The 26,749-nt window shown below is 72.4% G+C and carries 23 protein-coding genes; 10 read left to right on the top strand and 13 right to left on the bottom strand.

Annotation, left to right across the window (positions count from 1 at the left end; all coding sequences use genetic code 11):
* Positions 1-242: 242 nt before the first annotated feature.
* A complete protein-coding gene (locus HHX35_RS31425; RefSeq protein WP_182902283.1) occupies positions 243-941 on the bottom strand; it encodes a response regulator transcription factor in 699 nt (232 codons plus the stop codon).
* Positions 938-2,632 carry a histidine kinase gene (locus HHX35_RS31420; RefSeq protein ID WP_182902282.1) on the bottom strand — a complete coding sequence of 565 codons (1,695 nt, stop codon included), beginning with the start codon at positions 2,630-2,632 and terminating at the stop codon, positions 938-940. The genes HHX35_RS31425 and HHX35_RS31420 overlap by 4 nt, the downstream gene beginning before the upstream one ends.
* A gap of 172 nt (positions 2,633-2,804) precedes the next feature.
* Between HHX35_RS31420 and HHX35_RS31415 the strand changes: the two genes are divergently transcribed.
* The 3 genes from HHX35_RS31415 (at position 2,805) to HHX35_RS31405 (ending at position 5,113) form a co-directional block, all read left to right on the top strand.
* Positions 2,805-3,395: a class I SAM-dependent methyltransferase gene (locus tag HHX35_RS31415; RefSeq protein WP_182902281.1), complete on the top strand. Its 591-nt coding sequence runs from the start codon at positions 2,805-2,807 to the stop codon at positions 3,393-3,395.
* Between the two features lie 38 nt (positions 3,396-3,433).
* Entirely contained in the window at positions 3,434-4,615 is a 1,182-nt protein-coding gene (locus HHX35_RS31410) for an acyl-CoA dehydrogenase family protein (protein ID WP_182902280.1), read from the top strand.
* A 75-nt stretch (positions 4,616-4,690) separates the two neighbouring features.
* Positions 4,691-5,113, top strand: a complete 423-nt coding sequence (locus tag HHX35_RS31405; RefSeq protein ID WP_182902279.1) for an SRPBCC family protein — start codon at positions 4,691-4,693, stop codon at positions 5,111-5,113.
* A gap of 29 nt (positions 5,114-5,142) precedes the next feature.
* On the opposite strand, the gene HHX35_RS31400 is transcribed toward HHX35_RS31405, so the two are convergent.
* From HHX35_RS31400 to HHX35_RS31390, 3 genes are all read right to left on the bottom strand, one after another.
* Positions 5,143-5,934 carry an enoyl-CoA hydratase/isomerase family protein gene (locus HHX35_RS31400; protein ID WP_182902278.1) on the bottom strand — a complete coding sequence of 264 codons (792 nt, stop codon included), beginning with the start codon at positions 5,932-5,934 and terminating at the stop codon, positions 5,143-5,145.
* Complete coding sequence (locus HHX35_RS31395; protein ID WP_182902277.1) at positions 5,931-6,860, bottom strand: alpha/beta hydrolase; 930 nt, start codon at positions 6,858-6,860, stop codon at positions 5,931-5,933. The genes HHX35_RS31400 and HHX35_RS31395 overlap by 4 nt, the downstream gene beginning before the upstream one ends.
* 106 nt (positions 6,861-6,966) lie before the next feature.
* Positions 6,967-7,665, bottom strand: coding sequence for a gamma-glutamyl-gamma-aminobutyrate hydrolase family protein (locus HHX35_RS31390; RefSeq protein WP_182902276.1), 699 nt, complete (start codon positions 7,663-7,665; stop codon positions 6,967-6,969).
* Positions 7,666-7,961: 296 nt separating this feature from the next.
* Between HHX35_RS31390 and HHX35_RS31385 the strand changes: the two genes are divergently transcribed.
* Both HHX35_RS31385 and HHX35_RS31380 read left to right on the top strand, forming a co-directional pair.
* Complete coding sequence (locus HHX35_RS31385; RefSeq protein WP_182902275.1) at positions 7,962-9,146, top strand: globin domain-containing protein; 1,185 nt, start codon at positions 7,962-7,964, stop codon at positions 9,144-9,146.
* Between the two features lie 80 nt (positions 9,147-9,226).
* The gene (locus tag HHX35_RS31380) at positions 9,227-10,303 is read left to right on the top strand and encodes an exo-alpha-sialidase (protein ID WP_182902274.1); all 1,077 of its coding nucleotides are present in this window, start codon (positions 9,227-9,229) and stop codon (positions 10,301-10,303) included.
* A gap of 123 nt (positions 10,304-10,426) precedes the next feature.
* On the opposite strand, the gene thyX is transcribed toward HHX35_RS31380, so the two are convergent.
* Positions 10,427-11,209: an FAD-dependent thymidylate synthase gene (gene thyX, locus HHX35_RS31375; RefSeq protein ID WP_182902273.1), complete on the bottom strand. Its 783-nt coding sequence runs from the start codon at positions 11,207-11,209 to the stop codon at positions 10,427-10,429.
* Positions 11,210-11,295: 86 nt separating this feature from the next.
* Complete coding sequence (locus HHX35_RS31370) at positions 11,296-12,108, bottom strand: TetR/AcrR family transcriptional regulator (RefSeq protein WP_182902272.1); 813 nt, start codon at positions 12,106-12,108, stop codon at positions 11,296-11,298.
* Positions 12,109-12,228: 120 nt separating this feature from the next.
* On the opposite strand from HHX35_RS31370, the gene HHX35_RS31365 reads away from it, so the two are divergent.
* Positions 12,229-12,654, top strand: coding sequence for a nuclear transport factor 2 family protein (locus HHX35_RS31365; protein WP_182902271.1), 426 nt, complete (start codon positions 12,229-12,231; stop codon positions 12,652-12,654).
* A gap of 13 nt (positions 12,655-12,667) precedes the next feature.
* On the opposite strand, the gene HHX35_RS31360 is transcribed toward HHX35_RS31365, so the two are convergent.
* Both HHX35_RS31360 and HHX35_RS31355 read right to left on the bottom strand, forming a co-directional pair.
* Positions 12,668-13,879 (bottom strand): amidohydrolase family protein, encoded by a 1,212-nt coding sequence (locus tag HHX35_RS31360; RefSeq protein WP_310739421.1) that lies wholly within the window; start codon positions 13,877-13,879, stop codon positions 12,668-12,670.
* A 58-nt stretch (positions 13,880-13,937) separates the two neighbouring features.
* Positions 13,938-16,112 (bottom strand): anthranilate synthase component I, encoded by a 2,175-nt coding sequence (locus HHX35_RS31355; RefSeq protein WP_182902270.1) that lies wholly within the window; start codon positions 16,110-16,112, stop codon positions 13,938-13,940.
* Positions 16,113-16,489: 377 nt separating this feature from the next.
* Between HHX35_RS31355 and HHX35_RS31350 the strand changes: the two genes are divergently transcribed.
* Together HHX35_RS31350 and HHX35_RS31345 are read left to right on the top strand one after the other, a co-directional pair.
* The gene (locus HHX35_RS31350; protein WP_259405568.1) at positions 16,490-18,040 is read left to right on the top strand and encodes a CocE/NonD family hydrolase; all 1,551 of its coding nucleotides are present in this window, start codon (positions 16,490-16,492) and stop codon (positions 18,038-18,040) included.
* A gap of 40 nt (positions 18,041-18,080) precedes the next feature.
* A complete protein-coding gene (locus HHX35_RS31345) occupies positions 18,081-18,584 on the top strand; it encodes an NUDIX domain-containing protein (RefSeq protein ID WP_182902268.1) in 504 nt (167 codons plus the stop codon).
* Between the two features lie 115 nt (positions 18,585-18,699).
* Here HHX35_RS31345 and HHX35_RS44825 read toward each other — a convergent pair whose 3' ends face one another.
* The 4 genes from HHX35_RS44825 to HHX35_RS31325 form a co-directional block, all read right to left on the bottom strand.
* Positions 18,700-21,792: a tetratricopeptide repeat protein gene (locus HHX35_RS44825; RefSeq protein WP_182902267.1), complete on the bottom strand. Its 3,093-nt coding sequence runs from the start codon at positions 21,790-21,792 to the stop codon at positions 18,700-18,702.
* A 23-nt stretch (positions 21,793-21,815) separates the two neighbouring features.
* Positions 21,816-22,226, bottom strand: coding sequence for a hypothetical protein (locus tag HHX35_RS31335; RefSeq protein ID WP_182902266.1), 411 nt, complete (start codon positions 22,224-22,226; stop codon positions 21,816-21,818).
* Positions 22,227-22,299: 73 nt separating this feature from the next.
* A complete protein-coding gene (locus HHX35_RS31330; protein ID WP_182902265.1) occupies positions 22,300-23,928 on the bottom strand; it encodes an ABC-F family ATP-binding cassette domain-containing protein in 1,629 nt (542 codons plus the stop codon).
* Positions 23,929-23,969: 41 nt separating this feature from the next.
* Positions 23,970-24,497, bottom strand: a complete 528-nt coding sequence (locus HHX35_RS31325) for a DUF1697 domain-containing protein (protein ID WP_182902264.1) — start codon at positions 24,495-24,497, stop codon at positions 23,970-23,972.
* A 325-nt stretch (positions 24,498-24,822) separates the two neighbouring features.
* On the opposite strand from HHX35_RS31325, the gene HHX35_RS31320 reads away from it, so the two are divergent.
* Positions 24,823-25,044, top strand: coding sequence for a DUF3311 domain-containing protein (locus HHX35_RS31320; RefSeq protein ID WP_205826108.1), 222 nt, complete (start codon positions 24,823-24,825; stop codon positions 25,042-25,044).
* A complete protein-coding gene (mctP, locus tag HHX35_RS31315; protein WP_310739419.1) occupies positions 25,041-26,633 on the top strand; it encodes a monocarboxylate uptake permease MctP in 1,593 nt (530 codons plus the stop codon). Before HHX35_RS31320 ends, mctP begins: the two co-directional genes overlap by 4 nt.
* Positions 26,634-26,749: the final 116 nt, after the last annotated feature.

Below are 26,749 nucleotides of genomic sequence, written 5' to 3'. Positions count from 1 at the left end.
ATGTGAGGGCACCCGGTCGGGCGCCTGACACAGACGCTAGGAGGGCCTTCTTGGCGTCCACTTTGGACGATCTAGGCATCGGCTGAACGGCCGCTTATGGTCGGGGTGGCCAGGCCGCACCGACGAGGGCATTCGGCGGAAGCGCCGCCGGGCGAGCAGGTGCCACAGCCCGAACCCGGCGAGCACCGCCCCCGGTCGATCCCGTGGCAGGCGCCGGCGGGCGGCGTCGGGCGGCGTCACGGTCAGGAGCCGGAGACGCCGCTCTCCCGGTCGTTCCCGGCGGGAGCCACGGGGGTGAACCCGGTGTCGACCAAGCCGAACCGGTGCGCCATCACCGCCGCCTGGGTGCGGTTGCGCAGCCCCAGCTTGTCGATGAGCGCGGCGACATGGCTCTTGACCGTCGTGACCCCCACGTGCAGCCGGTCGGCGATCTCGGCGTTGGACAGGCCGACCCCGACCAGGGTGAGCACCTGCGCCTCGCGCCCGGTGAGGCCCGGCGGAAGCGGCACCGCCTGCCGCTCGGCCGCCAGGGCCCGTTCGACGACGCGCCGCAGCACCGACGGCGCGAGCGGAGGCTCCCCCGTCGCGGCCCGCCGGACCGACTCGACCATCCGGGCCGGCGGGTCGTCCTTGACCAGGAACCCGAGCGCGCCCGCCCCCAGCGCGGCGTAGAGGTTCTCGTCCTCGGAGAACGTGGTGAGCACGACGATCCGGGCGGACGGCTGGGCGGCGAGGATCCTGCGGGTGGCCTCCAGTCCGTCGACGCGCGGCATCCGCAGGTCCATGAGCACCACGTCGGGACGGTGCCGCTCGGCCAGCCGTACGGCCTCGGCCCCGTCGGCGGCCTCCCCGCACACCTCCATGTCGCCGGCCGCCTCCAGCATCATCCGGACGCCCGCCCGCACCAGGGCCTGGTCGTCGGCGACCACGACGCGGATCACGCGAACCTCCCCGCCATGCGGCAGTCCAGCCGGTCCTCACGCGGCACCGGCAGCGAGGCGGCCAGCCGCCAGCCGCCGCCCTCGGCCGGGCCCGCGGTGACGTGCCCGCCGAAGGCGCGGGCCCGCTCCCGCATGCCCGCGATGCCCTGGCCGTGGGACGGCAGCACGTCCGGGGGACGGGACGTGCCGGGGCCGTTGCGCACCTCGACCGTGAGCGCGTCCGGGCGCATCGCCACATCGACCTCCGCCCGGGCCCCCGGCCCGGCGTGCTTGAGCACGTTCGTCAGCCCCTCCTGGACGATCCTCGCCGCCGACGCCCGCACCACCAGCGGGGCCCGTTCCACTTCGGGCGCGAGACGCAGGTCCACGCGCAGGCCGGCCGCCGACATCCGGGACACGGCGTCGCGCAGCACGTCGCCGGGGTCGGCCAGCATGTTCGCGAGCATGAGGTCGGAGCCCAGTGCCTCGTCCGGGTCGCGCAGCACGGCCAGCAGGCCGCGCAGGTCCTCCAGGACGCGGTGGCCGGTGTCCCTGATGTCGGCCAGCGCCTCGGCGGCCGGGCCGCCGGCTCCCGCGTACTGCGCCGCGCTCGCCCGCAGCACCATCGCCCCCACGTGGTGGGCCACGATGTCGTGGACCTCGCGGGCGATCCGCTCCCGCTCGGCGAGCCGGCCGGCCCTGTCCCGCTCGACGGCCAGTTCGGCGGCGTGCCTGGCCTGGGCCTGCCGCACGCCGACGTACCGGCCGATCGCCACGGGCGCGGTCACCATCGTCATCAGCGCCACCACCCGGAACGGGGTGATGTCTGCGGGGTCGTCCACGACCACGATCGCGGCGACCGAGCAGGTCAGGGCGTACGCCGCGGCGACCCAGGACCAGGCGGCGCGGGTCGCGAACACGCCGAGGGCCACCAGGGCGAGCAGTTGCAGGCTGCTGCCGGCTCTCGGGACGTACTGGTCGGCCACGACCAGCGCGAGGCTCTCCAGCAACAACACCGCGCCGGGCAGGTGCCGCACGACGCCCAGCGCGAGCCCCGCGAGCATCACCCCGAGCGCGACCGCCCAAACGGGTGGCTCGCCGCCGTGCCAGTACGGCCAGGTTGTCAGCACCGACAGCGCCACCCCGCCGCCGGCGAGCAGCAGGTCGAGCAGCGGCGCGGGATCCTCCTTGCGGCGCCCCTCCTGACCGCGCAGGTAGCGGCCGATCAGCACCGGGGCCGCGATCAGCCCGACGGAGTAGAACCAGGTGTTGCTCGTGAGGGCGATGCCGGGGTCGGCGAGGTTCACGGCGGTCGCGGCGGAGGCGAGCACGGCGGCCGGCGCCGTCCAGCCCCAGCCGCGCGACCTGGCCAGCACGCCCACCGAGATCGGCAGCAGGACCTGCAGGGTGTTGACGGTGAACGCGCCGAGCTGGTCGCACACCACCAGCAGCACGGACAGGTAGACGGCCACAGGGCCGGGCCGTCGGCGCAGCAGGCCCATCGGGAGCCCGGCCAGCAGAGCGAAGCCCATCCCCACCCACACCGGGGCCGGGCCGCTCCCGCCACTCCAGGAGCCGGCGCTGACGAGCGCGTCGAGCCCGGTCCCGCCCACCGCCAGGCCGATGTCGAGTGCCGTGCCGCGCGAGAGCGCGAAGGGCCTGCCGCTGAGGGGACGCTGCGGGACGAGCCGGCGCGTCGAGGGCCACCGCATGAGGGAACGCTACCGCCCGCCCGCACGGAGGCCGGTCCTCCGTTGGGAGGACGCTTCTCCTCCTTCTGGCCGCCTCCGTCCGCCAAGAGGCCGCACGCGGTGATCCACCTGGCCACCAGGTCGGCCCGGACGGCGGGCGACCCGGGCGGTCGCGCGGCCCTAGCGTCGCCGCATGGCGAACGAAACAGCGGTCTTCTTCGGGCAGTTCCTGCGCTCCCCCGCCGTGACCGGGGCGGTCGCGCCCAGCTCACGGCGGCTGTCGGAGGCGGTGTGCGTGCCGGTGCCGGAGCGCGGCGACCCCGTCGTGGTCGAGCTGGGGCCGGGCATCGGCCCCTTCACCGCCGAGATCCAGCGCCGCATCGGCGGGCGGGGGCGGCACCTGGCGGTCGAGATCAATGCGCGGCTGGCCGGCCACCTCGGCGCCCGCTACCCGGGGGTGGAGCTCGTGGTCGACAACGCCGCGCGGCTGCCCGAGCTCCTCGCCGGCCGGGGCGTGGCCGCCGCCGACGTGATCGTGAGCGGGCTGCCCTGGGCGGCGTTTCCCCCCGCCCACCAGGCGGACCTGCTGCGGGCCGTGGTCGCCTCGCTCGCGCCGGGAGGCGCGTTCACGACGTTCTCCTACGTCCACGCCCGCGCCCTGCCCGCGGCCCTGCGCTTCCGCCGCAGGCTGGGCGAGGCGTTCGAGGAGGTGGTGGCCGGGCGCACGGTCTGGCGGAACCTGCCGCCCGCCTTCGTCTACCACGCGCGCCGGCCCCGCCGATGATCTCGCAGCCCGCCGAATGGCGTTCTAGAGTGGCGGGCATGGACTTCACGCTGCCGGAGAGCGCGCAGGCGGTGCGTCGGGGCATCGCGGACATCTGCTCGCGGTACGACATGGACTACTGGCAGCGCTGCGAATCGGACAAGCGCTGGCCCGAGGAGGTGTGGGCCGAGCTCGCCAAGGGCGGCTGGCTCGGCCTGGCCGTGCCCGAGGAGTACGGCGGAGCCGGACAGGGCCTGCTGGAGCTGGCCGTGGCCACCGAGACCCTGTCGGCCTCCGGTTCCGCGGGCGGTTCGGCCTTCATGTACGTGCTGACGCCGGGGTTCGGGGCGCTCACGCTGGCCAGGCACGGCTCGGCCGAGCAGAAGGCCGCGCTGCTGCCGAAGCTGGCCACCGGACAGATCGAGACCTGCTTCGCGCTGACCGAGCCCGACGCCGGGTCCAACTCCCTGGCGATCTCGACCTTCGCCCGCAGGGACGGCGACGACTTCGTCGTCAACGGCCAGAAGATCTGGATCACCGGGGTCCAGCGGGCCGCCTGGATGCTGCTCGTCACCCGGACGATCCCGGCGGCGCAGGCCAGGCCGCGCAGCGACGGGCTGACGGTGTTCCTGGTGAACGTGCCGGAGGCCGTGGCGTCGGGGCGGCTGTCCTACCGGCCGATCCCCAAGATGGGCGCGAACACCACGCCGTCCAACATGGTCTTCATCGACGACCTGCGGCTGCCCGCCTCCAGCGTGCTCGGCGAGGTGGACCGGGGGGCGGCCGTGCTGTGGGACGTGCTGAACCCCGAGCGGATCCTGCTGGCGGCCAGTGCCCTCGGCGGAGCCGAGGTGGCGCTGCGGGTGGGCGTGGACTACGCGAAGCAGCGAGAGGTCTTCGGCCGGCCCATCGGGGCGAACCAGGCCATCGCGTTCCCGCTGGCGCAGGTCAAGGCCAAGATCGAGCTGGCCAGGCTGATGCTGCACAAGGCGGCCTGGTCGTTCGACAACCGCCTGCCCTGCGGCACGGAGGCCAACATCGCCAAGCTGACGGCCTCGCAGGCCGCGTGGGAGGCCGCCGACGCCGCGTTCCAGACCCACGGGGGCATGGCGTACTCGCTGGAGTACCCCGTCGCACGACTGCTGGCCGACGCCAGGATCGGCCGGATCGCGCCGGTGACCGAGGAACTGCTGCTCAACTACCTGGCCACCCAGGTGCTCGGCCTGCCCAGGAGCTTCTGACCGCTCCGATCACTTCCGGCCGCTTGCGCGCCGCCCCTGCGGGGCACCTACTTGAGGCAGCGGAAGGAGTCACACATGCGCGGTCCGTACGCCAGCACGGTGATCAGCGCGGACGCCGGGGACGTCTGGGCATATCTGCGCGAGTTCGGCAATCTCCACGAGTGGCTGCCTGGCGTGTCCACCTGTGAGATCGAGGACGGCGAACCGCTCGCCCCGGGGGTCGTGCGGCGGGTCGAGGGGGCGGGCGGGGTGTTCCGCGAGCAACTGCTGACCCTCGAGGACGAGGAGCGCACGCTGACGTACGCCACCCTCGAGTCCCCGCTGCCGATGCGCGACTACCGCGCGACGTGCCGGGTCGCCCCGGTGACCGACTCCGGGCAGGCGTTCGTGGAGTGGTACGCGAGCTACGAGGCCGACGACCCGGAGAAGATCGCCAAGATCCTCACCCGGGGCGTCTTCGTCCCCGGCCTGGACTCGCTACGCAAGCGCTTCAGCTGAGTCGTGTCCGCCACTCCTCGCGCCTCTCCTCACGACTCCGGCCGAAAGCGGGGCGGGCGCTTCTCCCGCAGGGCCAGCACGCCCTCGGCGGCGTCGGGGCCGGTGAAGCCGAGGAACTCCATGGCCAGCGAGGCGTCGAACGACGGCCCGGCCATGCGCAGCCAGTTGTTCAGCGCGTACTTGGTCAGCCGGATCGCCTCGGCCGACCCGGCCGCCAGCCGCGTCGCGATGTCCAGCGCCCTGTCGTGGACCTGGTCGTCGTCGACGCAGAGGCTCACCAGCCCCATCGCCTCGGCCTGCTCGCCGGTGACCGGCTCGCACAGCAGCAGGTGATACTTGGCCTTGGCCATCCCGCACAGCAGCGGCCAGACGATCGCCGCGTGGTCGCCCGCCGCGACGCCCAGCCGGGTGTGGCCGTCGATGATGCGGGCCGTCCGCCCGGCCACCGAGATGTCGGCCAGCAGCGCGACGGCCAGCCCCGCCCCCACCGCCGGGCCCTGGATCGCCGAGACGACAGGCTTCGAGCAGTTGAGCACGTTGTAGACGATGTCGCGGGCCTCGGCGAAGACCTCCAGGCGCGTGGCGTGGTCGCGGATCATCTCCTCGATCATCGACAGGTCGCCGCCCGCCGAGAACGCCTCGCCCTCCCCGCGCACGATCACCGCCCTGACGTCGTCGTCGCGGTCCACGTCGCGCCAGATCTCGGCCAGCTCGCGGTGACCGGTGCGGTCCACGGCGTTGCGCCGCGACGGCTCGCTGATCACGACGCGCAGGACGCCGTCGGCCGCCCAGCCGACCTTCAGCTTCTCGTACTCCCTCATGACGCCGCTCCCAGGGCTTCCCTGATCCTGGCGGCGAGGAAGTCGCGGCCCTCCAGCGCCTGGTCGAAGAACCCGGGCAGGCCGAGGAAGCCGTGCAGCGCGCCCTCGAAGCAGCGGTGCTCCACGGGGACGCCCGCCTCGGCGAGCGCCCGCGCGTAGGCCGCGCCCTCGTCGCACAGCGGGTCGCACTCCGCCGTGATCACCGTCGCGGGCGCCAGGCCCGACTTGTCCGGCAGGTGGATCGGCGCGAGCCGGGGGTCGCGGGGGTCGGCGCCGCCGGCGTACTGCTCGATGAACCACCTCATCTCCGCCGCGTCGAGCCCGAACCCCTTCCCGTACGCCCGGTAGCTGGGCGTGTCGGCGGCGACGTCGATGACCGGGCAGATCAGCGCCTGGTGGGCGAGGCGGAGCCCGGCGTCCCTGGCCAGCCAGGCCGCCACCGCCGCGAGGTTGCCCCCGGCGCTGTCGCCGACGACCGCCACCCTGAGCGCGTCCGCGCCGTAGAACGCCGGGCGGGCGTGCACGTCGCGGACCACGCGGAAGGCGTCCTCGGCGGCCGCGGGGAACGGGTGCTCGGGCGCGAGGCGGTAGTCCACCGAGACGACGACCGCTCCGGTCCTGTGGGCGAAGTCGCGGCCGAGGGCGTCGTTGCGCTCGACGCTCCCGAAGACCCAGCCGCCGCCGTGGAAGTAGACGAGCACCGGCAGCGGATGCTCGCCCGGCTCCGGGCGGTAGATCCGGACCGGCACCCCGGCCGCCGTCTCGTCCCTGACCGCAGGCAGGTCGATCCTCGGCCCGCGCTGCTCCACCATCCCGTCCAGGGACCGCAGCTGGGCGATCTGCTCACGGGTGAGGGAGGCGAGGTCCACACCGAGGTCCGAGGGGAACAGCTTGAGATAGGACTCCGCCTGGGGATGCAACGCCATGTCCCGCACAGTAACAGCGCCCGCCGACACATCCGCCGAAGCGGCCGCGGCGCGCTCTCCCGGCCGACCGGCGCCCGCGCCGCCTCCGGGACACGGTCCGTACGGGTCAGGGGCGGGCCGCGTCCACCAGGGCCTCCACCAGGCGGTTGTCCGCGCCGCGCTCGGGATGCCACTGGACGCCGACCGCGAACCGGTGCCCCTGGAGTTCGACGGCCTCGACGATCTGGTCGTCCGCCCAGGCCACCGCGATCAGGCCGGTGCCGAGCCGCCGGACGGCCCGGTGGTGCGCGCCGGTCACCTCCGCGCGGTCGCCCACGGCCTTGCCGACCTTGCTCGACACGCTGATGGTGACCACGTGCGCGGCCGTCTCGTGACGGTCGTGGCCGACGGCCTCCCGCAAAGATGTGATCAGCGTGCCGCCCTGGGCGACGTTGAGCACGTGCATGCCGCGCGAGATCGCCAGCAGCGGCACCTCCGCCTCCACCGCCGCCTGGGCCAGCGCGGTCTCGAACCGGTCGCGCTGGGGCTGCGGCCCGCCGAGCCCGTCGTCGTCCGGCTCCCCCGCCGGGACCTCGCCGTACAGCGCAGGGTCGACCTCCACGCCCCCGGCGAGGATGACCGCGTCCAGGCGTCGCACATAGTCGCCGGCGGACACGGGGCTCAGCGGCGGCAGCAGGACGGGCGCGCCGCCCGCCTTCTCCACCGCCCGCGCGTACGCCTGGGGTGAGACCGCCGCCTCACGGACCCACGTGCCCCAGCGCGCGGCCTCGAGATAGGTGGTGATGCCGACGATGGGACGCGCCATGGCCATCTCCTGGGGGTGTGCGAGCAGGCAGGCCCATCATGGCGCAGATCGTTTTCCTTTTTGTCAGTTTTCACATCAGTCACACGAGTCACAGTGGGGGGCGTCACGATAAATAACGAAGTGTTCACAGTCGGTTGCCTTGCGGGGAATCGGTTGTGACGCCCGAGAGCGAGTGGAACACTCCCCGTTGAGCGATCGGTCGAGCCGGGGCCGCCGGCGCTCGTCACCCGGAGCCGTCAGGGAGGTGGATCGACAGACCGGAGCACGCTTCCGGTCCCTAGGGTGGGACACAACTGATGCCTCTGAATCCACGCCTCGTCAAGGAGAGCTTCTCGGTCGTCGAGCCCGTCGCCGGGAAGGCCGCGGGGTACTTCTACGGACGACTGTTCACGCAGTGCCCGCACATGCGGGGCATGTTCCCGCCGGGCATGGAGGTGCAGCGCGACCGGTTGTTCAACGCGCTCACAAGGGTCGTCTGGATGCTCGACAGCCCCGAGGGGCTGGCGTCCTATCTCGCCCAGCTCGGGCGGGACCATCGCAAGTACGGCGTGTCCCCCGAGCACTACAGAGCCGTGGGAAGCGCACTTCTCGCAACGATCAGGCATTTCGCCGCCGAGATCTGGACCGACGAGATCGAGGCCGCCTGGACCGAGGCGTACGCCATGGCGGCGAAGATCATGATCGACGCTGCGACCGCGGAGACCACGCCCGCCTGGTGGCTGGCGGAGGTGATCGACCACGAGCCGCGCACCCGGGACATCGCGGTGCTCACGCTGCGGCCCTCGCAGCGCATGGACTTCGTCCCCGGGCAGTACGTCACGGTCCAGACGGCGAGGTGGCCGCGGGTGTGGCGGCGGTTCTCCATCGCCAACGCGCCCCGCGCGGACGGCACGCTCCGCCTGCACGTGCGCGCCGTGCCGGGCGGCTGGGTGAGCACGGCACTGGTCCGCCACACCCGCATCGGCGACCAGCTCCTGCTCGGCCCGCCGGTGGGCACGATGACGCCGCCCGAGTCCGACCGCGACCTCCTCTGCGTCGCCGGCGGCACCGGCCTCGCGCCGCTCAAGGCCGTCATCGAGCACGTCATCGCCTCAGGCGACCGCCCGAACATCCACCTGCTGTTCGGCGTCCGGCGCGCGTGCGATCTGTACGACATGCCGGACCTGGCCAGGATGGAGGCCAGCTTCCCCTGGCTGCGGGTCGTGCCGGCGGTCTCCGACGACCCGGCCTACGACGGCATGCGCGGCCGGCTCCCCGACGTGGTCGAGAGGTTCCACTCCTGGGCCGACCACGAGGCGTACGTCTGCGGGCCGACCGCGATGGTCAACGAGACCGTACGGCGCCTGCAGATCTCGGGGATGCCGCTCGCGCGGATCCACCGCGACCCGATACAGAGCGACACGCTGCGGAGCAGCACGGCGCAGAAGGGCACGGTGGAGAGCAGCACAGCGCAGATCCGAACAGCGCAGAGCGAGGCTTGACCGGAACGGCGGGCGACGCGGACGCTTTCCTGGCAGGATTCGAATCGAAAACATAATCGAAATCGACACAGGGAGGACATATGACCGCACTGCTCGCGATCGGTACTCGCAAGGGATTGTTCCTCGCGCGCTCCTCGGACGGCGGCTCCTTCGAGGTCGAGCCCGTGCGGTTCTCCACGATCGCGATCCACTCGGTCGCGATCGACACCCGCGGGAGCGCGCCCCGCCTCCTCGCCGGTATCGAGTACGGCCACTTCGGCCCGTCGGTGATGTGGTCCGACGACCTCGGCGAGACCTGGGAGGAGGCGACGACCCCGCCGGTCGCCTTCCCCGAGCGCACCGGGGCCGCACTGGCCCGGGTCTGGCAGCTACAGCCGTCGCCGTCCGAGCCGGACGTGGTCTGGGCGGGCGCCGAGCCCGCCGCGCTGTTCCGGTCGGAGGACCGCGGGGCCACCTACACCATGGTCGACGGCCTGTGGGACCACCCCACCCGGCCCCAGTGGCAGCCCGGTGGTGGCGGCCTGTGCCTCCACACCGTGATCCCCCACCCCTCCGACCCGCGGCGCATCGGGGTCGCCGCCTCCGCCGTGGGGTTCTTCCGCAGCGACGACGCGGGGGCCACCTGGCGGCCGTCCAACAAGAACATCCGCGCGCCCTTCCTTCCCGAGGGCGCGCAGTATCCCGAGTTCGGCCAGTGCGTGCACAAGGTGACGCAGCATCCCGCGGCGCCCGAGCGGCTCTACCTGCAGCACCACTTCGGGGTCTACCGGTCCGACGACTTCGGCGACTCCTGGACCGAGATCGGGTCCGGCCTGCCCTCCGACTTCGGGTTCCCGATCGCGGTCGATCCGGACGACCCGGACAGGCTGTACGTCTTCCCGCTGCACGGTGACGTCGACCGGACGCCGCTCGGCCACCGATACCAGGTGTTCCGCAGCGACGACGCCGGGGCCACCTGGCACGGACACTCCGCCGGTCTGCCCGAGGGCCCGGTGCACGCCTCGGTGCTCAGAGACGCGATGTCCGCCGGGCCCGCCGGGGTGTTCTTCGGCACCCGGGACGGCGAGGTGTACGGCTCGGCCGACGCGGGCGAGACCTGGTCGCTGATCGCCCGTCACCTGCCCGACGTGCTGTGCGTGCGGGCCGCCGTCCTCTGACCCGCCGCCACCGACCCCGCGGCGCCCTTCCGGGCGACCGCGGGGCGGCGGTTCACGACCTCCCCGGATCAGACCTCAATGGCCCTTCGGGGCCCGACCTTCGACGAGGCACGCCTCGGCGGCTCAGACCTTTCGGTAGCCGGGAACCCAGGCGCCGTCCTCGACGACGTAGTCGCCGAACAGAGCCGGGGCCTCCTCCCGCATGATCTCCCCGATGCGGTTGAAGACGAGGCGGATCTCCTCCTCGGCTCCCGCGGCCGTACGGGCCTCGATCGTGTGCCGCAGGGTGCGCACGTTGGCCGTCCAGACCAGGCCGGTCCCGACGCCCTCGGGCGCGAAGCGGCGCATGAACGAGGTGCGGTGCTTCTTCTCCGCGAACGGCACACCGTCCTCGTCCAGCCCGAAGTGGGCCGCCATCCAGTTCTGGAACTCCTCCATCCGGTCGAGCATCTCGGTCGCCCGCTTCATCAGCTCGGCGTCCTCGCGCGCCCACTCGGGGAACCAGAACGGGATGTCGCTCAGCCGGACGAACCGCAGCGACTCCTGCGAGATCGCGACCCCGGGCCGGTGCCGTACCAGCTCGTGGGTGAGCACCCGCGAGACGTTGTGCAGCACGAAGCTGAAGCTGAGGTGCTCCAGGACGCTGCCGTGCGCGCTGGCCAGGATGTTGCGCAGGTACGCCTCCTGGTCGGTGCGCACTCTCGTGACGTTCGGGTTCAGGCCCGGCTCGAACGACCGGTAGCACAGCCGTCCGGCGAACTCGGCGAGGTTCTGGGCGTCGAACTCGCCCCTCTCCAGCCGCTCAAGCCAGCTCTCCCCGCCGATCTCGTGGAGGTAGCGGGCCAGTTCGTCGTACTCGACGGACGGTTTGGCGACGAGGAAGACCTCGGGCTCGACGCTGCGCATTCACATTCCCCGTGAAGTGGTGCCGATGGGTGACCGTCCAAGCAAACCAGCTCAGGCTCACGATCGCGACCCGGCCCCCGCCCGCCTCAGCGCGCGGCGGCCCGGCGGCGGTGCGCCTTCTGACGGCATGCGACTCCGCAGAACCGGGCCGGCCGCCCCGTGCGGGAGAGCCGGAGGGGCCGACCACACTCCCGGCAGCGCGGTCCATCCTCCTCTCCGGATCCGTCCGCACCGTCCGTTCCGTTACCGCCACCCGCACCCGCCACCGAGTTACGTGACAGATCGGGAGGAAGTTTCGTTACGTCGGGGAGCGGAGGACGCCCGCCTGCCGAGGAGGGACGCAGCCCGTCGAGGACGATCGCCGTCGCCCGTCCAGGGACGCCGCCCGTCCTGCCCTCCATCGCCAGGCACCCGGCGAGCAGCGCCTGCACGTCGGCCGCGTCGACGTCGGCCCGCACGGCGCCGGCCCGCTGGGCCCGGTCGAGCAGCACGTGGAGGGCAGCCGCATACTCCTCCCGGGCCGGCACGGCGAGGCGCAGGTCCACTCCGGCGGACAGGGCGTCGCACAGCGCCTTGTTCAGCGCCGCCCGTTCGACCGTGAGGCGGACGGCGTCGAAGAACGCCTCGGCGGGACGAGGCGAGGCGGCCAGGGCGCGGACCTCCTCGGCGAGCCGTTTCAGGCGCTCCAGCACCACCGCCTCGAACAGTGCTTCCTTGCTCGGAAAATGCCGGTAAACCGTGCCGGCTCCCACTCCCGCGCGCCGCGCGATCTCGTCGAGCGGCACCGCCAGGCCGATCTCCGCGAAGGCACGCTGCGCCTCCTCCAGCACACGCGCCCGGTTGCGCCGCGCATCCGCCCGCGCGGGCGCGGGGCAGGCGCGGCCGTCGTCGTCGGACATGTGCTCCTCCTTGGCCCGCGTTGACAACCGGGGCGTGCGTTCCGTAACGTCCAAACCGGGTCGACCGTTCCGATTCTATCCGCGGCCGCCGCGCGGCCGGGCTTCCCCTGAAGGAGTTCCATGAGCACGCCCTCTCCCCGCGAGATCGCCGATCGCTTCCTACGCGCCTCGGTCGCCAACGCCTGGGACGATCTCGCCGACCTTTACGCCTCGGACGCGGTGATCGAGATCCCCTTCGCGCCCGAGGGCGTCCCCACCCGATCACAGGGGCGGGAGTTGTTCCGCGCCCGGTTCAAGGCGGCCGCGCCGCTGCGGCGGTTCGAGAAGGCCGGTCCCGTCGTCATCCACGAGACCCGCGACCCGGAAGTCGTCATCGTGGAGTACGACCTCCACGGGTCCATGACGAGGTCCGGCAGGCCCTTCGTCTTCTCCTACGTCATGGTGATGCGCATCAGGGACGGCCTGATCGTGCACTCGCGCGACTACGCCAACCCCCTGGCCGGAGCCGAGTTCCGCGACGAGCTGGCCGAAGCGATCAGTCAGTGAGCCGGCTCGACGATCACAGCCGGTAGACGCGGCGGGCGTTGCCCGAGCCGATCATGTGAGCGATCCGGGCGGCGTCGGCAGGGCTCCACTCGCCTTCGGCGATCCGGTCGGCGAGCACGCGGGCCAGGCCGCGGCGATGGCAGAGCGCGGCAAGGAAACACAGCTCGGCGGCGCCATGGCAGCCGGAGCCGTACATCTGTTTGTGGAACGGGACGAGTTCGAGCAGCTCGCGCAGGACGTGGGCGGAGCCGGCGGCGGTGTGGGCGACGGCGGGCCCGGCGTCCACGTACACATGCGGGAAGACGCCCGCGAGGTGCGCCGCCTGGCGGTGGTAGGGGTAGCAGTGCAGCAGGACGACCGGCACCCCGAGAGGGGCGAGGGCGCGGACGAACCCGGTCAGCAGCGCGGGATCGGTCAGGTGGCCGGCCCCGATGCCGGGCAGACCGCCACCGGACAGGCCCCAGCCGGACGGACCACCGCCGGATAGACCGCAGTGGAACTGCAGCGGCAGGCCCCGCTCTCTGGCGACGTCGACCGCCGCCCAGAGCAGGTGCCGTACGAGGACCGGGTCGTCCAGGCGCGACTTGGGGTCGGCGAGCCTGCGGCCGGCCGCCGCGATCACGCTGCCGCGCGAGGGCCGGGAGGGGTCGAAGCCGAGGCCGCAGTGGTGCGCCGCGACCGACTTGAGCGCGGCGGCGCGGGCCGCGCGGTCCGCGAGCTCGTCGCGCAGCATCCCGGCGTAGTCGGCGGCGGGCAGCCCGGCCTCGGCGACGTCCTGCTCGGCCTGCTCCAGCCGGACGATCTCGTCGGCGGCGGCCGAGCCGAGACGCCCCATCTCGGCGGGCGAAAGCAGCGCGGGGACGTCGGGCCCGGTGTCGACGAGGAAGGCCGACACTCCGGCACCGCGCAGCAGCCGCCGGTTGACCTCGGCCGCGCCGAGCTCGGCGCGGCGCGACAGGTAGACGGTGGGCGAGGCGTGTGGCTCCAGGCCGAGGACCGGCGCGCACCAACGGCGGATGGCGGCGCCGGCCGGGGTGTCGAAGTGCGTGGTGCCGGGCGGCGCGGGCGTGCCGCCCTCGCCGATGAGCTGCTCGAATCCCGACCTGGTGGTGTCGTCTCTGCGCACGCCGCAGCAGTGCTGGTCGACCATGGGCGCGAGCAGGGCGGCCCGCACCGCGTCGGGAAGGGGTACGGGCAGCATGTCGTGGGATCTCGGCTCCGGCACGGCAGTGGACTCTACGGCTCCCCCGCCGCGCCGGCACCGCCCTAAACGGCCCCTTTACTCAGCCATGGCGTGCGCAAAGCCGCAGGACGTTGGCGATGATCCGCGCTCCGGCCCCGCCCTGCGTGGTCAGGATCGACTCGGGGTGGAACTGCACGCCGAAGCGCAGGTTCTCGGCGTCCTCGATCGCCATGGCCGCGCCGTCCGGCGTGTACGCGGTGACCCGGAAGCCCCTGACTCCCGGCTCCTTGGCGTGCACAGAGTGGTAGCGGGCCGCGACGAACTCGCCGGGCAGACCGTCGAGCAGCGCGCTGTCTCCCTCGCGGCGGACCCGGCCGCGCTTGCCGTGCTCCGGGTAGCGCAGCAGTTCGAGCGTGCCACCCGCCTGCTCGACCATGGCCTGCAGGCCCAGGCACACCCCGAACACCGGGAGCCGCCGGGCGTACAGCGCCTCGATCAGCGCCGAGCAGCCGAAGTCGGACGGCCAGCCGGGCCCGGGCGACAGCACGACGAGCGTGGGCGCGATCTCGTCCAGCTTCTCCAGCGGGAACCCGTGCCGCAGCGTGACCACCGACGCACCCTGCTGGCGGAAGTAGTCGGCGAGCGTGTTGACGAAGGAGTCCTCGTGGTCCACGAGCAGCACGCGGTGGCCCTCGCCCGGCAGGTCGGCGCGGGGCTCCGTCCGCGCCTCCTCCCGGGGACGGGCGGACGCGGCGAGCGCGCCGAGGAGGGCGCTGGCCTTGAGCTCGGTCTCCCGCTCCTCGGCCTCGGGATCGGAGTCGTACAGCAGCGTGGCCCCGGCGCGCACAGTGGCGACGCCGTCGCGGATCTGCGCGGTGCGCAGGGTCAGGCCGGTGTTCATCGAGCCGTCGAAGCCGATGAAGCCGACCGCGCCGCCGTACCAGCGCCGGGTGGTCTCCTCGTGGTCCTCGATGAACTGCATGGCCCACGTCTTGGGGGCGCCGGTGACGGTGACGGCCCACATGTGGGTGAGGAACGCGTCGAGGGCGTCGAACTCGGGGCGCAGGCGGCCCTCGATGTGGTCGACGGTGTGGATGAGCCGGGAGTACATCTCGATCTGGCGGCGGCCGATCACCCGGACGCTGCCCGGCACGCAGATCCGCGACTTGTCGTTGCGGTCCACGTCCGTGCACATGGTCAGCTCCGACTCCTCCTTCACGCTGGACAGGAGCGTGCGGATCGCCTCGGCGTCCTCGACGGGGTTGGCCCCGCGGGCGATGGTGCCGGAGATCGGGCAGGTCTCGACCCGGTCGCCGGTCACCCGGACGTACATCTCCGGCGAGGCGCCGACCAGGTGCTCGCCGTCGCCGAGGCTGAGCAGGAATTCGTACGGCGCCGGGTTCTCGGTGCGCAGCGAACGGTAGAAGGCGGACGGGTCGGCGCAGGCGCCGTGGAAGACCTGGCCGGGGACGACCTCGAACAGGTCGCCGCGCTGGAACTTCTCCTTGGCCTTGGCGACGACCTCGGCGTAGGTCCCCCGCACCGGGTTCGGCGGGATCTCGCGGGGCGCGGCCAGGGGGATCGTCTCGCCGGTGCGCTCGAGGCCGCTGGTGGAGACGCCGTCCACGGTGAACTCGTAGCAGTGCTCGACGCTGGTCTCGCGGACCCGGTCGATCACGACGAGCCGGTCGGGCAGGTGCAGCACCAGGTCGCGCTGGTCGCCGGGGCGGGTCAGGCGGTAGCGGATCGGCTCGAACTGGAAGGCCAGGTCGTAGCCGAAGGCGCCGTACAGGCCGAGGTGCGGGTCGTCGGACCGGAAGGCCGCGATGATCTCGCGGATGGCGGTGAAGACGGTGGGCCTGCGGCTGCGCATCTCCTCGGGCAGCAGGTCCTCGGACTCGGGGACGTGCACCTCGACGTAGCCGTGGGCCGGCTCGGCGACCGGCTTGCCGGCCGCCAGCAGGCAGGAGGCGACAACGGGCAGCACGACCTGTCCGCGCTCGTTGAGCGCGCGGGCGGAGATGCGCCGCCCCCGCGCCACGATCTCAAGGCAGGGATCGACGTAGCCGAACGCCCACCTGCTGTACCGGCCCGGGTAGTCCATGCCGGACGAGAAGGCCCCGCCGCGCCGCTCCCCCAGCGACGTGACGATCCGCTCCAGCGCCTCCTCGGGCACCTCGCGCACCCGGCGCTCGACCGCGATGCCGCCGGCCGTGGTATATCCGCTGATCTCCACTGTCCACGCCCCTTTTTTCGTATGCCCCGGGGCGGACATACAGAAGGCCGCCACTCATGGGGCGGCCGGTCTATTCGACGCGAATGCGAAAACGCCGCCTGTCAGCGGCGCCACCACTGGGAGGGTGCATGAGTTCGCATGCGTCAAGGGTAGCGGCGGAAACCGCGATCATGCAACGCGGCATGACTGGAAGGGCGAACAGCGGATAGATATTCTGTTACTGGTCGGGAAACCTCACTCTCGGCGCGGGGCGACAGCCCGAGGCCGGGGAAGGAGGGGGCATGGTCCGCGTGCCGGCCCGCCTGCCTGTGCACCGCCACGGCCCTGGAGGGCTGGGCGGAGTGAGGGGTACGAGCGGGAGTACGAGTGGGAGTTCGAGCGGGCCGCAGGGCCGCCGGGTCCGGGTCCGCCGTGACATGCCCGTGCCGATGCCGGACGGCGTGACGCTCCTGGCCGATCACTACGCGCCCGTCGGCACCGACCGGCCCCCGACGATCCTGATCCGCACGCCCTACGGCAGGGGCGGAGTGGTCGGCTGGATGTACGGCTGGACCTTCGCCCGGCACGGGTTCCAGGTGCTGCTGCAGAGCTGCCGGGGCGGCTTCGGCTCCGGCGGGCGGCTCGATCCCCTGGTCCACGAGCAGGAGGACGGCCTGGCGACGGTCGAGTGGATGCGGGCGCAGTCGTGGTATGGCGGCAGCTTCGCCATGCACGGGCCCTCCTACCTCGGCTACACCCAGTGGGCGATCGCGGCGGAGACGCCCGACCTGCGGGCGATGGCCGTCCAGGTGACCGCCTCGTGCTTCCGGGACGCGGCGTACGTCGGAGGGTCGTTCGCGCTGGAGTCGACGCTGATCTGGACGACGCTCACCGCGCATCTGGAGGGCAGGCTGGGCGGCGTCGCCGCGTTCACCGCGCCCCGGCGCACGCGGCGGGCCGTGCTGTCGGGCCGCCCGCTGCCCGAGCTCGACCTGCTGTCGGCGGGCAGGCCGCTGCCGTTCTTCCGCGAGCTGCTGGCCCACCATGGCGAGACCCTCTGCTCGTACTGGGACAAGGCGGACTTCTCCGCGTCGGTGGGGCAGGTCGGCGCGGAGATCACGATGACCGGCGGCTGGTACGACGTGTTCCTGCCCTGGCAGCTCAAGGACTACGCGGCGCTGCGGGCGGCCGGGCGGCAGCCGCACCTGACCATCGGGCCGTGGTATCACGCCGACGTCCGCCATGGGCGGGCCGCCAACGCCGACGCCCTGGCCTGGTTCCGCGCCCACCTGCTCGGCGACCCGTCGGGGCTGCGCACCTCCCCCGTCCGGCTGTACGTCACCGGCGCGGGCGAGTGGCGGGACGAACCCGACTGGCCGCCGCCTCGCATGCGGCGCGAGCGCTGGCACCTGCAGCCGGGCTTCGCCCTGTCGCGGGACAACCCGGCGGGCGGCGAGCCGGACCGCTACCGCTACGACCCCGCGCACCCCACGCCCGTGATCGGCGGCCCGGTGCTGATCGGCAACTCCGAGCCGAGGGACAACCGCCGCCTGGAGGCCCGGCGTGACGTGCTCGTCTACACCTCGGACGTGCTCGGCCGGGACACCGACATGATCGGCCCGGTGAGCGCCGAGCTGTTCGTGCGCACCGGCAGGGAGCACACCGACCTCGTCGTACGGGTGTGCGACGTGCATCCCGACGGCACGTCGATGAACGTCTGCGAGGGCGTGCGCCGCCTGACCCCCGCGGACCGCGGCGACGAGGACGGCGTGCGCCGGGTGGAGATCGACCTGTGGCCGATGGGCCACAGGTTCCGCCGCGGGCACCGCATCCGGGTGCAGGTGGCGAGCGGTGCCTATCCGCGCATCGCGCGCAACCCGGGCACCGGCGCGCCGCTGACGGCGGGCACCCCGATGGTCGCCTCCGACCAGGAGATCCTGCACGACCCCCGCCATCCCTCGGCCGTGATCCTCCCCGCGCTGCCCTGAGCCGGCCCACGACCGTTCGGACGTTGCTACCCTCGCGATCGTGGCGATCAGGAACTCCCACTGCTCCTTCTGCGGAGCGGCCTACGCACCCGGCCTGTCCTGGCCGAGAACCTGCCAGACGTGCGGCGGCACCAGCTATCTCAACCCCCTGCCGGTCGCGGTCATGGTGCTTCCGGTGGACGACGGCCTTCTCGTGGTCCGCCGGGACGTCGAGCCGCACCGCGGCCTGCTCGCCCTCCCCGGCGGCTTCATCGACATCGGCGAGTCCTGGCAGCAGGCCGCCGTACGGGAGCTCCGCGAGGAGACGGGCGTCGTCGCCGACGCGGCCGGCGTGCGGCTGTACGACGCGGTCAGCGCGCCCGACGGCACCGTGCTGATCTTCGGCCTCGGGCCGCGGACGACCGCGGACGCCCTCCCGCCGGTCGCGCGCACCGCCGAGACCAGCGAGTGGCTGGTGATCGACGGCCCTCAGGAGCTGGCGTTCCCACTGCACACGCAGGTAGTGGCCCGCTACTTCGGCTCCGGCGGAACTTCTCGGGCATGATGGCGGGCGAGAGGGGCTCGTGGTCCGGCCCTCGGGGAGTGTCCGAAACGCAGATCAGCGACGCGAACCGCGACGCGGCCGCGAGCCCGGCAGCACATCACCGAGGTCGCTCCCGTCAGCCTGAGGTGGCGGAGGGCGGCTCCTTCATCCAGACCGGGATGTCCCGGCCGGTGACGACGCGGAACTCCTCGGCCACCGCGGCGGCGTCTCCCGCATAGGCGAGAAGCAGCAGGTCGGCGACCGAGCCGATGATGTCCTGGGCGATGTGCTCGGGCAGCTCCCGCGACGCCAGCAACGCCTCGATCAGCGGGGTGACTGCGGCACCGAAATGGGAGTCCTCGATCCTCACATACCCGCGGGCCGCAAGGCTTCTGACATAGCCGGGCAGGTAGGCGTCCCGGTCGAGCTCGGCCAACTCCCGGTGCAGGCGCACGGCCTCCTCGCTGACCGGAACCGCCTCGGCCCCCCGCCCGACACCCGCCAGCAAGGCAGCGTGGTTGTTCAACGACATCGCCAAGCCGGGTAGGTAGGCGTCCCGGTTGAGCTCGGCCAACTCCCGGTGCAGGCGGAGGGCCTCCTCGCTGAAGGGAACCGCCTCGGCCCGGCGCCGCATGCCCGCCAGGAAGGCGGCGTGATTGGTCAACGAGCGGGCCAGGTCGGGCAGGTGAGCGTCCCGGTTGAGCTCGACCAGCACCCGGTGCAGGCGGAGGGCCTCCTCACTGAAGGGAACCGCCTCGGCCCGCCGCCCGACCTCCGCCAGCAAGGCGGCGTGATTGTGCAACGACATCGCCACGTCGGGCAGGTGAGCGTCCCGGTCGAGCTCGACCAGCTCGCCGTAAAGACGGACGGCCTCCTCACTGAAGGGAACCGCCTCGGCCCGCCGCCCGACCTCCGACAGCCGCAGAGCGTGATTGGTCAACGAGCCGGCCAGGCCGGGCAGGTAGGCATCCCGGTTGAGCTCGGCCAACTCCCGGCGCAGACGCACGGCCTCCTCACTGAAGGGAACCGCCTCGGCCCGCCGCCCGACACCCGCCAGCTGGTTCGCGTAGTTGCCCAACGAGTCGGCCAGGCCGGGCAGGTAGGCGTCCCGGTCGAGCTCGACCAGCACCCGGCGCAGACGCACGGCCTCCTCACTGAAGGGAACCGCCTCGGCCCGCCGCCCGACACCCGCCAGCCGCAGAGCGTGGTTGTTCAACGAGGCGGCCAGGCCGGGCAGGTACGCATCCCGGTCGAGCTCGGCCAGCTCGCCGTGCAGGCGAACGGCCTCCTCGCTGACCGGCACCGCCTCGGCCCGCCGCCCGACCTCCGCCAGTAAGGCGGCGTGGTTGTGCAACGAGTCGGCCAGGCCGGGCAGGTGGGCGTCCCGGTCGAGCTCGGCCAGCTCGCCGTGCAGGCGAACGGCCTCTACGCTGACCGGCACCGCCTCGGCCCGCCGCCCGACCTCCGCCAGCCGGTTCGCGTGATTGTGCAACGACAACGCCAGGTCGGGCAGGTGAGCGTCCCGGTCCAGCGCGGCGAGCCGACGCCAGAGCCGGACGGCCTGGCGGCCTTCGGCCAGGGCGCGTGCGTGCAGCCCCGCGTAGGACAGGCGGACAGCCAAGGCGTCGTGGATGTGGGCACGGGTGGCCGGATCGGTGGCGGCGGCCAGCCGGTGCTCGGCCAGGCGGGAGGCTACCGCGGCGGCCCCGATATCGAGATCGATATGCCGATGATCGGGCAGCATCGCCTCGATGGCCGCCAGTAACCTCGCATCGACGTCGTCCAGGCCGGCCAGCCTGGCCAAAGCGGCGCCACCGGCGTGCACAGCCAGGTGCGGGGCATCGGCCAGCAGCGGATACAACTGCCGCCGCGTCAGATGGGGCCACCGGCACGCGGCCTCGATCAGCGTGGTCACCGCATGCTGTACCCATGCCGGTACGCCGCCGCCCTGGTCCGGTCCGTCACCGGCGCCGACGGGCGGGGCCAGCAGCCGGGCAGGCGCCGTCTGCGCCCACGGGTCGACGGGAAAATCGCAGGAATGGCCGGGGATGGACAAGGCGAGGAAGTCCTCGCCCAGCCGGTCGGGATACAACGGCTCCAGCACCGTGGCGCTCGCGTGAGCAGCCGATACCCCCTCCGGCGAGGCCGGCCCGGCGGGCGGGTAGCACACCGCGTGGTCCTTCAGAAGCTGCCCGATCGCCTGGGTCGACTCGACCTCGGCGCGTGCCAGGACGGCCTTGCCGTCGTCATAGCCGAGCCGTCCGGTCAGCGTCGCGGTGTAGACGATCTGGCCCATCGCCTCCGGCGAGGTCGTCAGCGGTTTCTCCCGGCGCGGGGACGCCATCGCCTCCCAATGATCTCGTTCACGCGCCAGCAGGAACTCCGACACCCGCACGGGATCGACGGGCGCCACCTGACCACGCTCGGCGGCCAGCACCGCGGCCAAAGCGGCCATGTGCACGGTCAGCACCAGCCGATAGGCCTCATGCCGCTCCAGCCCGGACGGCGCGGCCACCGAACCGGCCTCGGGCACCCGCAGCACTTCGGCGAACCGATCACGGGCCGCGGCGAACAGCCCCGCACGAGTGATCCCGCTCTCCCGCTCCAGCGGCTCCAGCTCCCGCCGGCTGGGCACCAGACCCAGGTCGCGCTGCATCCGCCCCTTCAGGCTGTCCCACCAGGTGCCGGCCGGGCGGGCCAGCAACAGCACCCGCACCGGCACCCGCCCGGACGCATGCGCATCACGCAGCAGGGTGAGCAGGTCGGCGGTGTCCCACCGTTCGGCATAGTCCACCAGCACCAGCACCCCGGCCGCCTCGTCGAAGGCGGGAACCTCGAAGTCCGCCGCGGTGGAGCGATCACGCCGGTGGTGGGCCGTCAGCACCACCCATCCCTGCTGCCCCCACAGGTGCGCCACCTGTCCGGCCAGCCGGGTCTTGCCCTGCCCGCCCGGCCCATGGATCAGACGCACCGCCACGTCCTGCCCGGTGCCGGCGTCCCGCCAGCTCGCCAGCTCCGCCAGCAGATCACGGCGGCCGGTGAAGGCGATCAGCGCGCGAGAGGCCCGCAACAGCTCACTCGGCTGCGCCCGCGCCTCGCCCGCCGTCGCAGGTGGCGCCGGTGCAGGCCACAGGGCCCACCGGTACGGCTCCTCGCCTCCATACACGATCAGGTCTCCGGCGGCCTGGTAGATCCGGGCCAGCCCCGCGCCTTCCGCATGCTGGATCACCTTGCGTGACCCGCGTGCCGGCTTCACCGCTTGTCGAGGTCGCGGCCGGCCTGATCCACCTGGCCGTCCTCGGTGGCCGTGGCCTGCTGCCACACCGGGTGCGCCGCACCGGCGGCGGTGCCCCCCACCGCGTCATCGTCGTCGCTTCCTCCGTGCCGCCGCGGCAGCCCGGCGTTGATGTCACGGCCGGCCTGAAAGACGCGGCCACGCCCGGTGGCCTCGGCCCGCTGCCGCACACCGCCACCACCGCTCTTCCGCTCAGCGACCAGCCCGTACACCGCCGTCCCCAGCCCGGCCAGGGCGACGAACAGCCCGATCACGCTGGCCAGCTTGTCCGCCTTATCCAGCCCCACCTGCGACAGGTAGACGCCCAGCGCCGCCAGGGCCGCCACCGCGACCCCGGCCCCACCCCAGACCGGTCCCCATCCGCGCATACCGGCATCATCAAGCACCCATCAGCATCACGCCATGTGATTGACCGACAAACGCGTCGAACCTCTCGCGCTTTCAGGCCTCGCGGACGCGGCCGGCCTCGACGACGATGCGGCGTGTCGTGTGGACGGCCTTCAGCATGCGCCGGTCGTGGGTGACGAGCAGCAGGGTCCCCGTGTACGAGGCGAGAGCGGACTCCAGCTGTTCGATCGCCGGAAGGTCGAGGTGGTTGGTGGGCTCGTCCAGGACGAGCAGGTTGACACCACGGGCCTGCAGCAGGGCGAGGGCCGCCCTCGTGCGCTCGCCCGGCGACAGCGTGGCCGCCGGGCGGAGCACGTGGTCGGCGCGCAGGCCGAACTTGGCCAGCAGCGTGCGGACGTCGGAGGGCGGCAGGTCGACGAGCGCGCCGAACGCGTCGAGCAGCGGCTCGTCGCCTTCGAAGAGGGCGCGGGCCTGGTCGACCTCGCCGACGACCACACTGGGGCCGAGCGCCGCCGTCCCCTCGTCGAGGGGCACCCGGCCGAGCAGCACGCCGAGCAGGGTGCTCTTGCCCGAGCCGTTCGCGCCGGTGATCGCGACCCGGTCCGCCCAGTCGATCTGCAGGTCGACGGGCCCGAGCGTGAAGGCGCCACGTCGGGCGACCGCGCCGCGCAGCGTCGCGACCACGGCCCCGGAGCGAGGCGCGGCGGCGATCTCCATCCGCAACTCCCACTCCTTACGCGGCTCCTCGACGACGTCCATCCGCTCGATCAGTCTCTCGGTCTGCCGGGCCTTGGCCGCCTGCTTCTCCGTCGCCTCGGTGCGGAACTTCCGCCCGATCTTGTCCCCGTCGGTGGCCTTGCGGCGCGCGTTCTTGACGCCCTTCTCCATCCAGGCGCGCTGGGCCCGGGCGCGGGCTTCCAGAGACGCCCTCGTCTCGGCGTAGTCCTCGTACTGCTCGCGTGCGTGCCTGCGGGCGATCTCGCGCTCCTCCAGGTAGGCGTCGTAACCGCCGCCGTACGCGCGGACCTGCTGCTGGGCCAGGTCGAGCTCGACCACCCTGTTCACCGTGCGGGCGAGGAACTCGCGGTCGTGACTGACGACCACGGTCCCGGCGCGCAGCCCCGTCACGAAGCGTTCGAGCCGGTCCAGACCGTCGAGGTCGAGGTCGTTGGTGGGCTCGTCGAGCAGGAACACGTCGTAACGGCTGAGCAGCAGCGAGGCCAGCCCCGCCCGGGCCGCCTGGCCGCCGGACAGGGACGTCATCTCCTGCTCCAGGCCGACCGTGAGCCCGAGGTCGGCGACCACCTCCTCGGCTCGCTCCTCCAGGTCGGCGCCGCCGAGGGCGAGCCAGCGATCGAGGGCCTCGGCGTACGCGTCGCCGGGATCGCCGCTCACGAGCGCCTCGGTGGCCGCGTCGAGGGCCCGCTGTGCGGAGGCGACCCCGGTCCGGCGGGCGAGGAAGGCGGCGACGGTCTCACCGGGCCGCCGTTCGGGCTCCTGCGGCAGATGGCCGATGTTGGCGGTGGGCGGGCTGAGCCGGACGCTGCCGTGCTCGGGGGCGTCGAGGCCGGCCAGCAGGCGCAGCAGCGTCGACTTGCCCGCGCCGTTCACGCCCACCAGCCCGACGACGTCCCCGGGCGCGACGACCAGATCGAGATCCGTGAACAGGACGCGGTCGCCGTGCCCGGCGGTGAGTTCCTTCGCGACAAGAGTGGCGCTCATCAGGACACAGACCCTACTGGGTCCCGAGCCGAGGAGTATTCCTAGAGGCCCTCGGCGAGCGAGAGCAGGCGGGTGACGGTGTTCCAGTTGCGCATGGTGGCCGGGCCGGTCGAATACTTCTCCATGAGCGGCGGCAGCTTGGGACGCCGCAGCCCGTCGGGGAAGTAGACGTAGAGCTCCCGCTCGCCTATCCGCATCTCCTCCGGGGCGTACGCCGCCGGATCGATGCTCGCCAGCCCCTCCCGGTCGGGCGGCCGGGCCAGGAAGACCACGGCGAACCGGGCGGGGTCCCGGACCTCCAGGGGGTTGTGCTCCACCACGCCGCGAAGCTGCTCAGCCGTACGGACGATCACCGCGACGGACAGGCCGAGCTCCTCCCGGATCCCGCGCTCGATCGCGGCGGCGATCGGCTCGGCGTCCCCGTCCGCGGTGAACAGGGCGTTCCCGCTGCGCAGGTGCGTGCGCACGTTTCCGTGTCCGAGCCGTTCCAGCAGTGCCCTGAGATCGGCCATCGCCACCGCGGTGGCGGGGTTGACGTTGATGCCGCGCAGCAGCGCCACGTATCGCATCGCATCGCCTCCTTCCGGCGGGAGGCTATCCCCCGTTCCTGTCAGACCGCGTCAGGTATCGGGCGGCCATCTGGTCGGCGGCCTCCCCCGCGATCGCCGCCGTGGGCGCCCTGGTCCGCGTCGTCGCCATGTCGACCGCCGATCACTCAGCGATCAGTCGCCGATCGTCGCTGGGCGCGCCAACACGACCGTTCGGCGATCGGTGATCTCCCTGTGACATGTGAGTCCTTACGCTGCCGCCGAGCAACCGTCCCGCTGGTCCGCGCGACGGCCCCGTCGCGCGGATCTGCCGGGCACGCCTGGTCCGTGTCCGATTGGAGAACGTGTGACGACCCCCCGCGCCGACCGCGGCCGAAACCCCGACCGAAGCCCGCTGAACTGGCTACTCCTGCTGCCGATCGTGATCCCGCTCATCCCGCCCCTGTTCAACGCCGACGAACCGCGGCTGTTCGGCATCCCGATGTTCTACTGGCTGCAACTCGCCTTCATCATCCTCGGCGTCACCTCCACCACCCTCGTCTACCGCGCGACGAGGAGGAGCCGGTGAAGACCACCGAGATCGTCATCTTCACGCTCCTGTTCCTGGTCGTCAGCGGCATGGGCTTCCTCGCCGCCCGCTGGCGCCGTCCCGGCGACCTCGCCACGCTGGACGAGTGGGGTCTCGGCGGGCGCAGCTTCGGCAGCTGGATCACCTGGTTCCTGATCGGCGGCGACCTCTACACGGCCTACACGTTCGTGGCCGTGCCCGCCCTGATCTTCGGCGCGGGCGCCATGGGCTTCTACGCCGTGCCGTACACGGTGGTCGTCTACCCGATGGTGATGCTCGTGCTGGTCCGGCTGTGGTCGGTCTCGCACGTGCACAACCTCGTCACGCCGGCCGACTTCGTCCGCGTGCGCTTCGGCTCCCCCACGCTGGCGCTGCTGGTGGCGATCACCGGCATCGTCGCGACCATGCCGTACATCGCGCTGCAGCTCATCGGCATCGAGGCGGTGCTGAAGACGATGGGGCTGACGGGCGACCTGCCGCTGATCATCGCGTTCGCGATCCTCGCGGCCTACACCTACCAGTCCGGGCTGCGCGCCCCCGCGCTGATCGCGTTCGTCAAGGACTCGCTGATCTACCTGGTGATCCTGGTCGCGATCATCTACATCCCGGCCAAGCTCGGCGGCTGGGGGTCGATCTTCGACGCCGCGAAGGCCAAGTTCGACGCGACCCCGAACCCCGGCGACGGCCCCCTGCTGAACGCCAACAACCAGCTCCAGTACGTCACGCTCGCGTTCGGCTCGGCGCTGGCGCTGTTCCTCTATCCGCACAGCGTCACCGGGATCCTCGCGTCGCGGAACCGGAACGTCATCAAGCGGAACATGTCGGCCCTGCCGGCCTACAGCCTGCTGCTCGGCCTGATCGCGCTGCTCGGCTACATGGCGATCGCGGCCGGGGTCAAGCCGATCGGCAAGGACAGCAACACGATCGTGCCGCAGCTGTTCGACAACGTGTTCCCCGACTGGTTCGCCGGAGTGGCCTTCGCCGCCGTCGGCATCGGCGCGCTCGTGCCGGCCGCGATCATGTCGATCGCCGCGGCCAACCTGTTCTCCCGCAACATCTACAAGGAGTACATCAAGCGGGACGCCACCGCCGCCCAGGAGGCCACGGTCAGCAAGATCGCGTCGCTGGTCGTGAAGATCGGCGCGGTGCTCTGCATCCTGCTCATCGAACCGCAGTTCTCGATCGACCTGCAGCTCATCGGCGGCGTGATCATCCTGCAGACGCTCCCGTCGGTGGGCCTCGGCCTCTACACCCGGTGGTTCCACCGGGGCGGCCTGATCGCGGGCTGGGCCGCCGGCATGGCGGCCGGGATGCTGCTGCTGTACAACATCGCCAACCCGGCCACCAACCACGCCCACTTCGGCGGCTCGGCCTTCCCGCTGTCGCAGCTCGGGTTCGACACCAAGATCACGGTGTACGCCGGGTTCCTCGCGCTGATCGTCAACCTGGTCGTCGCCGTGCTCGGGACCTTCGTGGCCCGTGCCCTCAAGAGCGCCGACGGCCCGGACGGCACTCAGCCTGAGGACTACTTCGCCGACCAGGGCGACTCGCGCGTCCACGAACTGGAAACCACGGCGCCCACCGCCTGATCGGGGTCCACACCGACTTGTGGCCGGCTTGACGCGGCGGCGCGCGCCGCGTGGAGCCGGCCGCAAGCATGCGGTGGGACAAAGAGGCATCACCTCGAACAACGAAGGAGCGAAGG

The organism is Microbispora sp. H10830 (assembly GCF_014161375.1).
Classification (GTDB): Bacteria; Actinomycetota; Actinomycetes; order Streptosporangiales; family Streptosporangiaceae; genus Microbispora; species Microbispora catharanthi.
The sequence above is the reverse complement of the archived record's forward strand: the minus strand, read 5'-3'. Positions and strand labels throughout refer to the sequence as shown.

What these genes read in the sequence shown, in the direction of transcription:
- HHX35_RS31400 (WP_182902278.1), bottom strand. Translation starts at nt 5,934, where the DNA reads ATGAGGGAGTACGAGAAGCTGAAGGTCGGCTGGGCGGCCGACGGCGTC.
- HHX35_RS31330 (WP_182902265.1), bottom strand. Translation starts at nt 23,928, where the DNA reads ATGAGCGCCACTCTTGTCGCGAAGGAACTCACCGCCGGGCACGGCGAC.
- HHX35_RS31395 (WP_182902277.1), bottom strand. Translation starts at nt 6,860, where the DNA reads ATGGCGTTGCATCCCCAGGCGGAGTCCTATCTCAAGCTGTTCCCCTCG.
- HHX35_RS31355 (WP_182902270.1), bottom strand. Translation starts at nt 16,112, where the DNA reads ATGTCCGCCCCGGGGCATACGAAAAAAGGGGCGTGGACAGTGGAGATC.
- HHX35_RS31370 (WP_182902272.1), bottom strand. Translation starts at nt 12,108, where the DNA reads ATGTCCGACGACGACGGCCGCGCCTGCCCCGCGCCCGCGCGGGCGGAT.
- HHX35_RS31410 (WP_182902280.1), top strand. Translation starts at nt 3,434, where the DNA reads ATGGACTTCACGCTGCCGGAGAGCGCGCAGGCGGTGCGTCGGGGCATC.
- HHX35_RS31325 (WP_182902264.1), bottom strand. Translation starts at nt 24,497, where the DNA reads ATGCGATACGTGGCGCTGCTGCGCGGCATCAACGTCAACCCCGCCACC.
- HHX35_RS31380 (WP_182902274.1), top strand. Translation starts at nt 9,227, where the DNA reads ATGACCGCACTGCTCGCGATCGGTACTCGCAAGGGATTGTTCCTCGCG.
- HHX35_RS31420 (WP_182902282.1), bottom strand. Translation starts at nt 2,632, where the DNA reads ATGCGGTGGCCCTCGACGCGCCGGCTCGTCCCGCAGCGTCCCCTCAGC.
- HHX35_RS31390 (WP_182902276.1), bottom strand. Translation starts at nt 7,665, where the DNA reads ATGGCGCGTCCCATCGTCGGCATCACCACCTATCTCGAGGCCGCGCGC.
- HHX35_RS31350 (WP_259405568.1), top strand. Translation starts at nt 16,490, where the DNA reads ATGCCCGTGCCGATGCCGGACGGCGTGACGCTCCTGGCCGATCACTAC.
- HHX35_RS31415 (WP_182902281.1), top strand. Translation starts at nt 2,805, where the DNA reads ATGGCGAACGAAACAGCGGTCTTCTTCGGGCAGTTCCTGCGCTCCCCC.
- HHX35_RS31365 (WP_182902271.1), top strand. Translation starts at nt 12,229, where the DNA reads ATGAGCACGCCCTCTCCCCGCGAGATCGCCGATCGCTTCCTACGCGCC.
- HHX35_RS31335 (WP_182902266.1), bottom strand. Translation starts at nt 22,226, where the DNA reads ATGCGCGGATGGGGACCGGTCTGGGGTGGGGCCGGGGTCGCGGTGGCG.
- HHX35_RS31405 (WP_182902279.1), top strand. Translation starts at nt 4,691, where the DNA reads ATGCGCGGTCCGTACGCCAGCACGGTGATCAGCGCGGACGCCGGGGAC.
- thyX (WP_182902273.1), bottom strand. Translation starts at nt 11,209, where the DNA reads ATGCGCAGCGTCGAGCCCGAGGTCTTCCTCGTCGCCAAACCGTCCGTC.
- HHX35_RS31385 (WP_182902275.1), top strand. Translation starts at nt 7,962, where the DNA reads ATGCCTCTGAATCCACGCCTCGTCAAGGAGAGCTTCTCGGTCGTCGAG.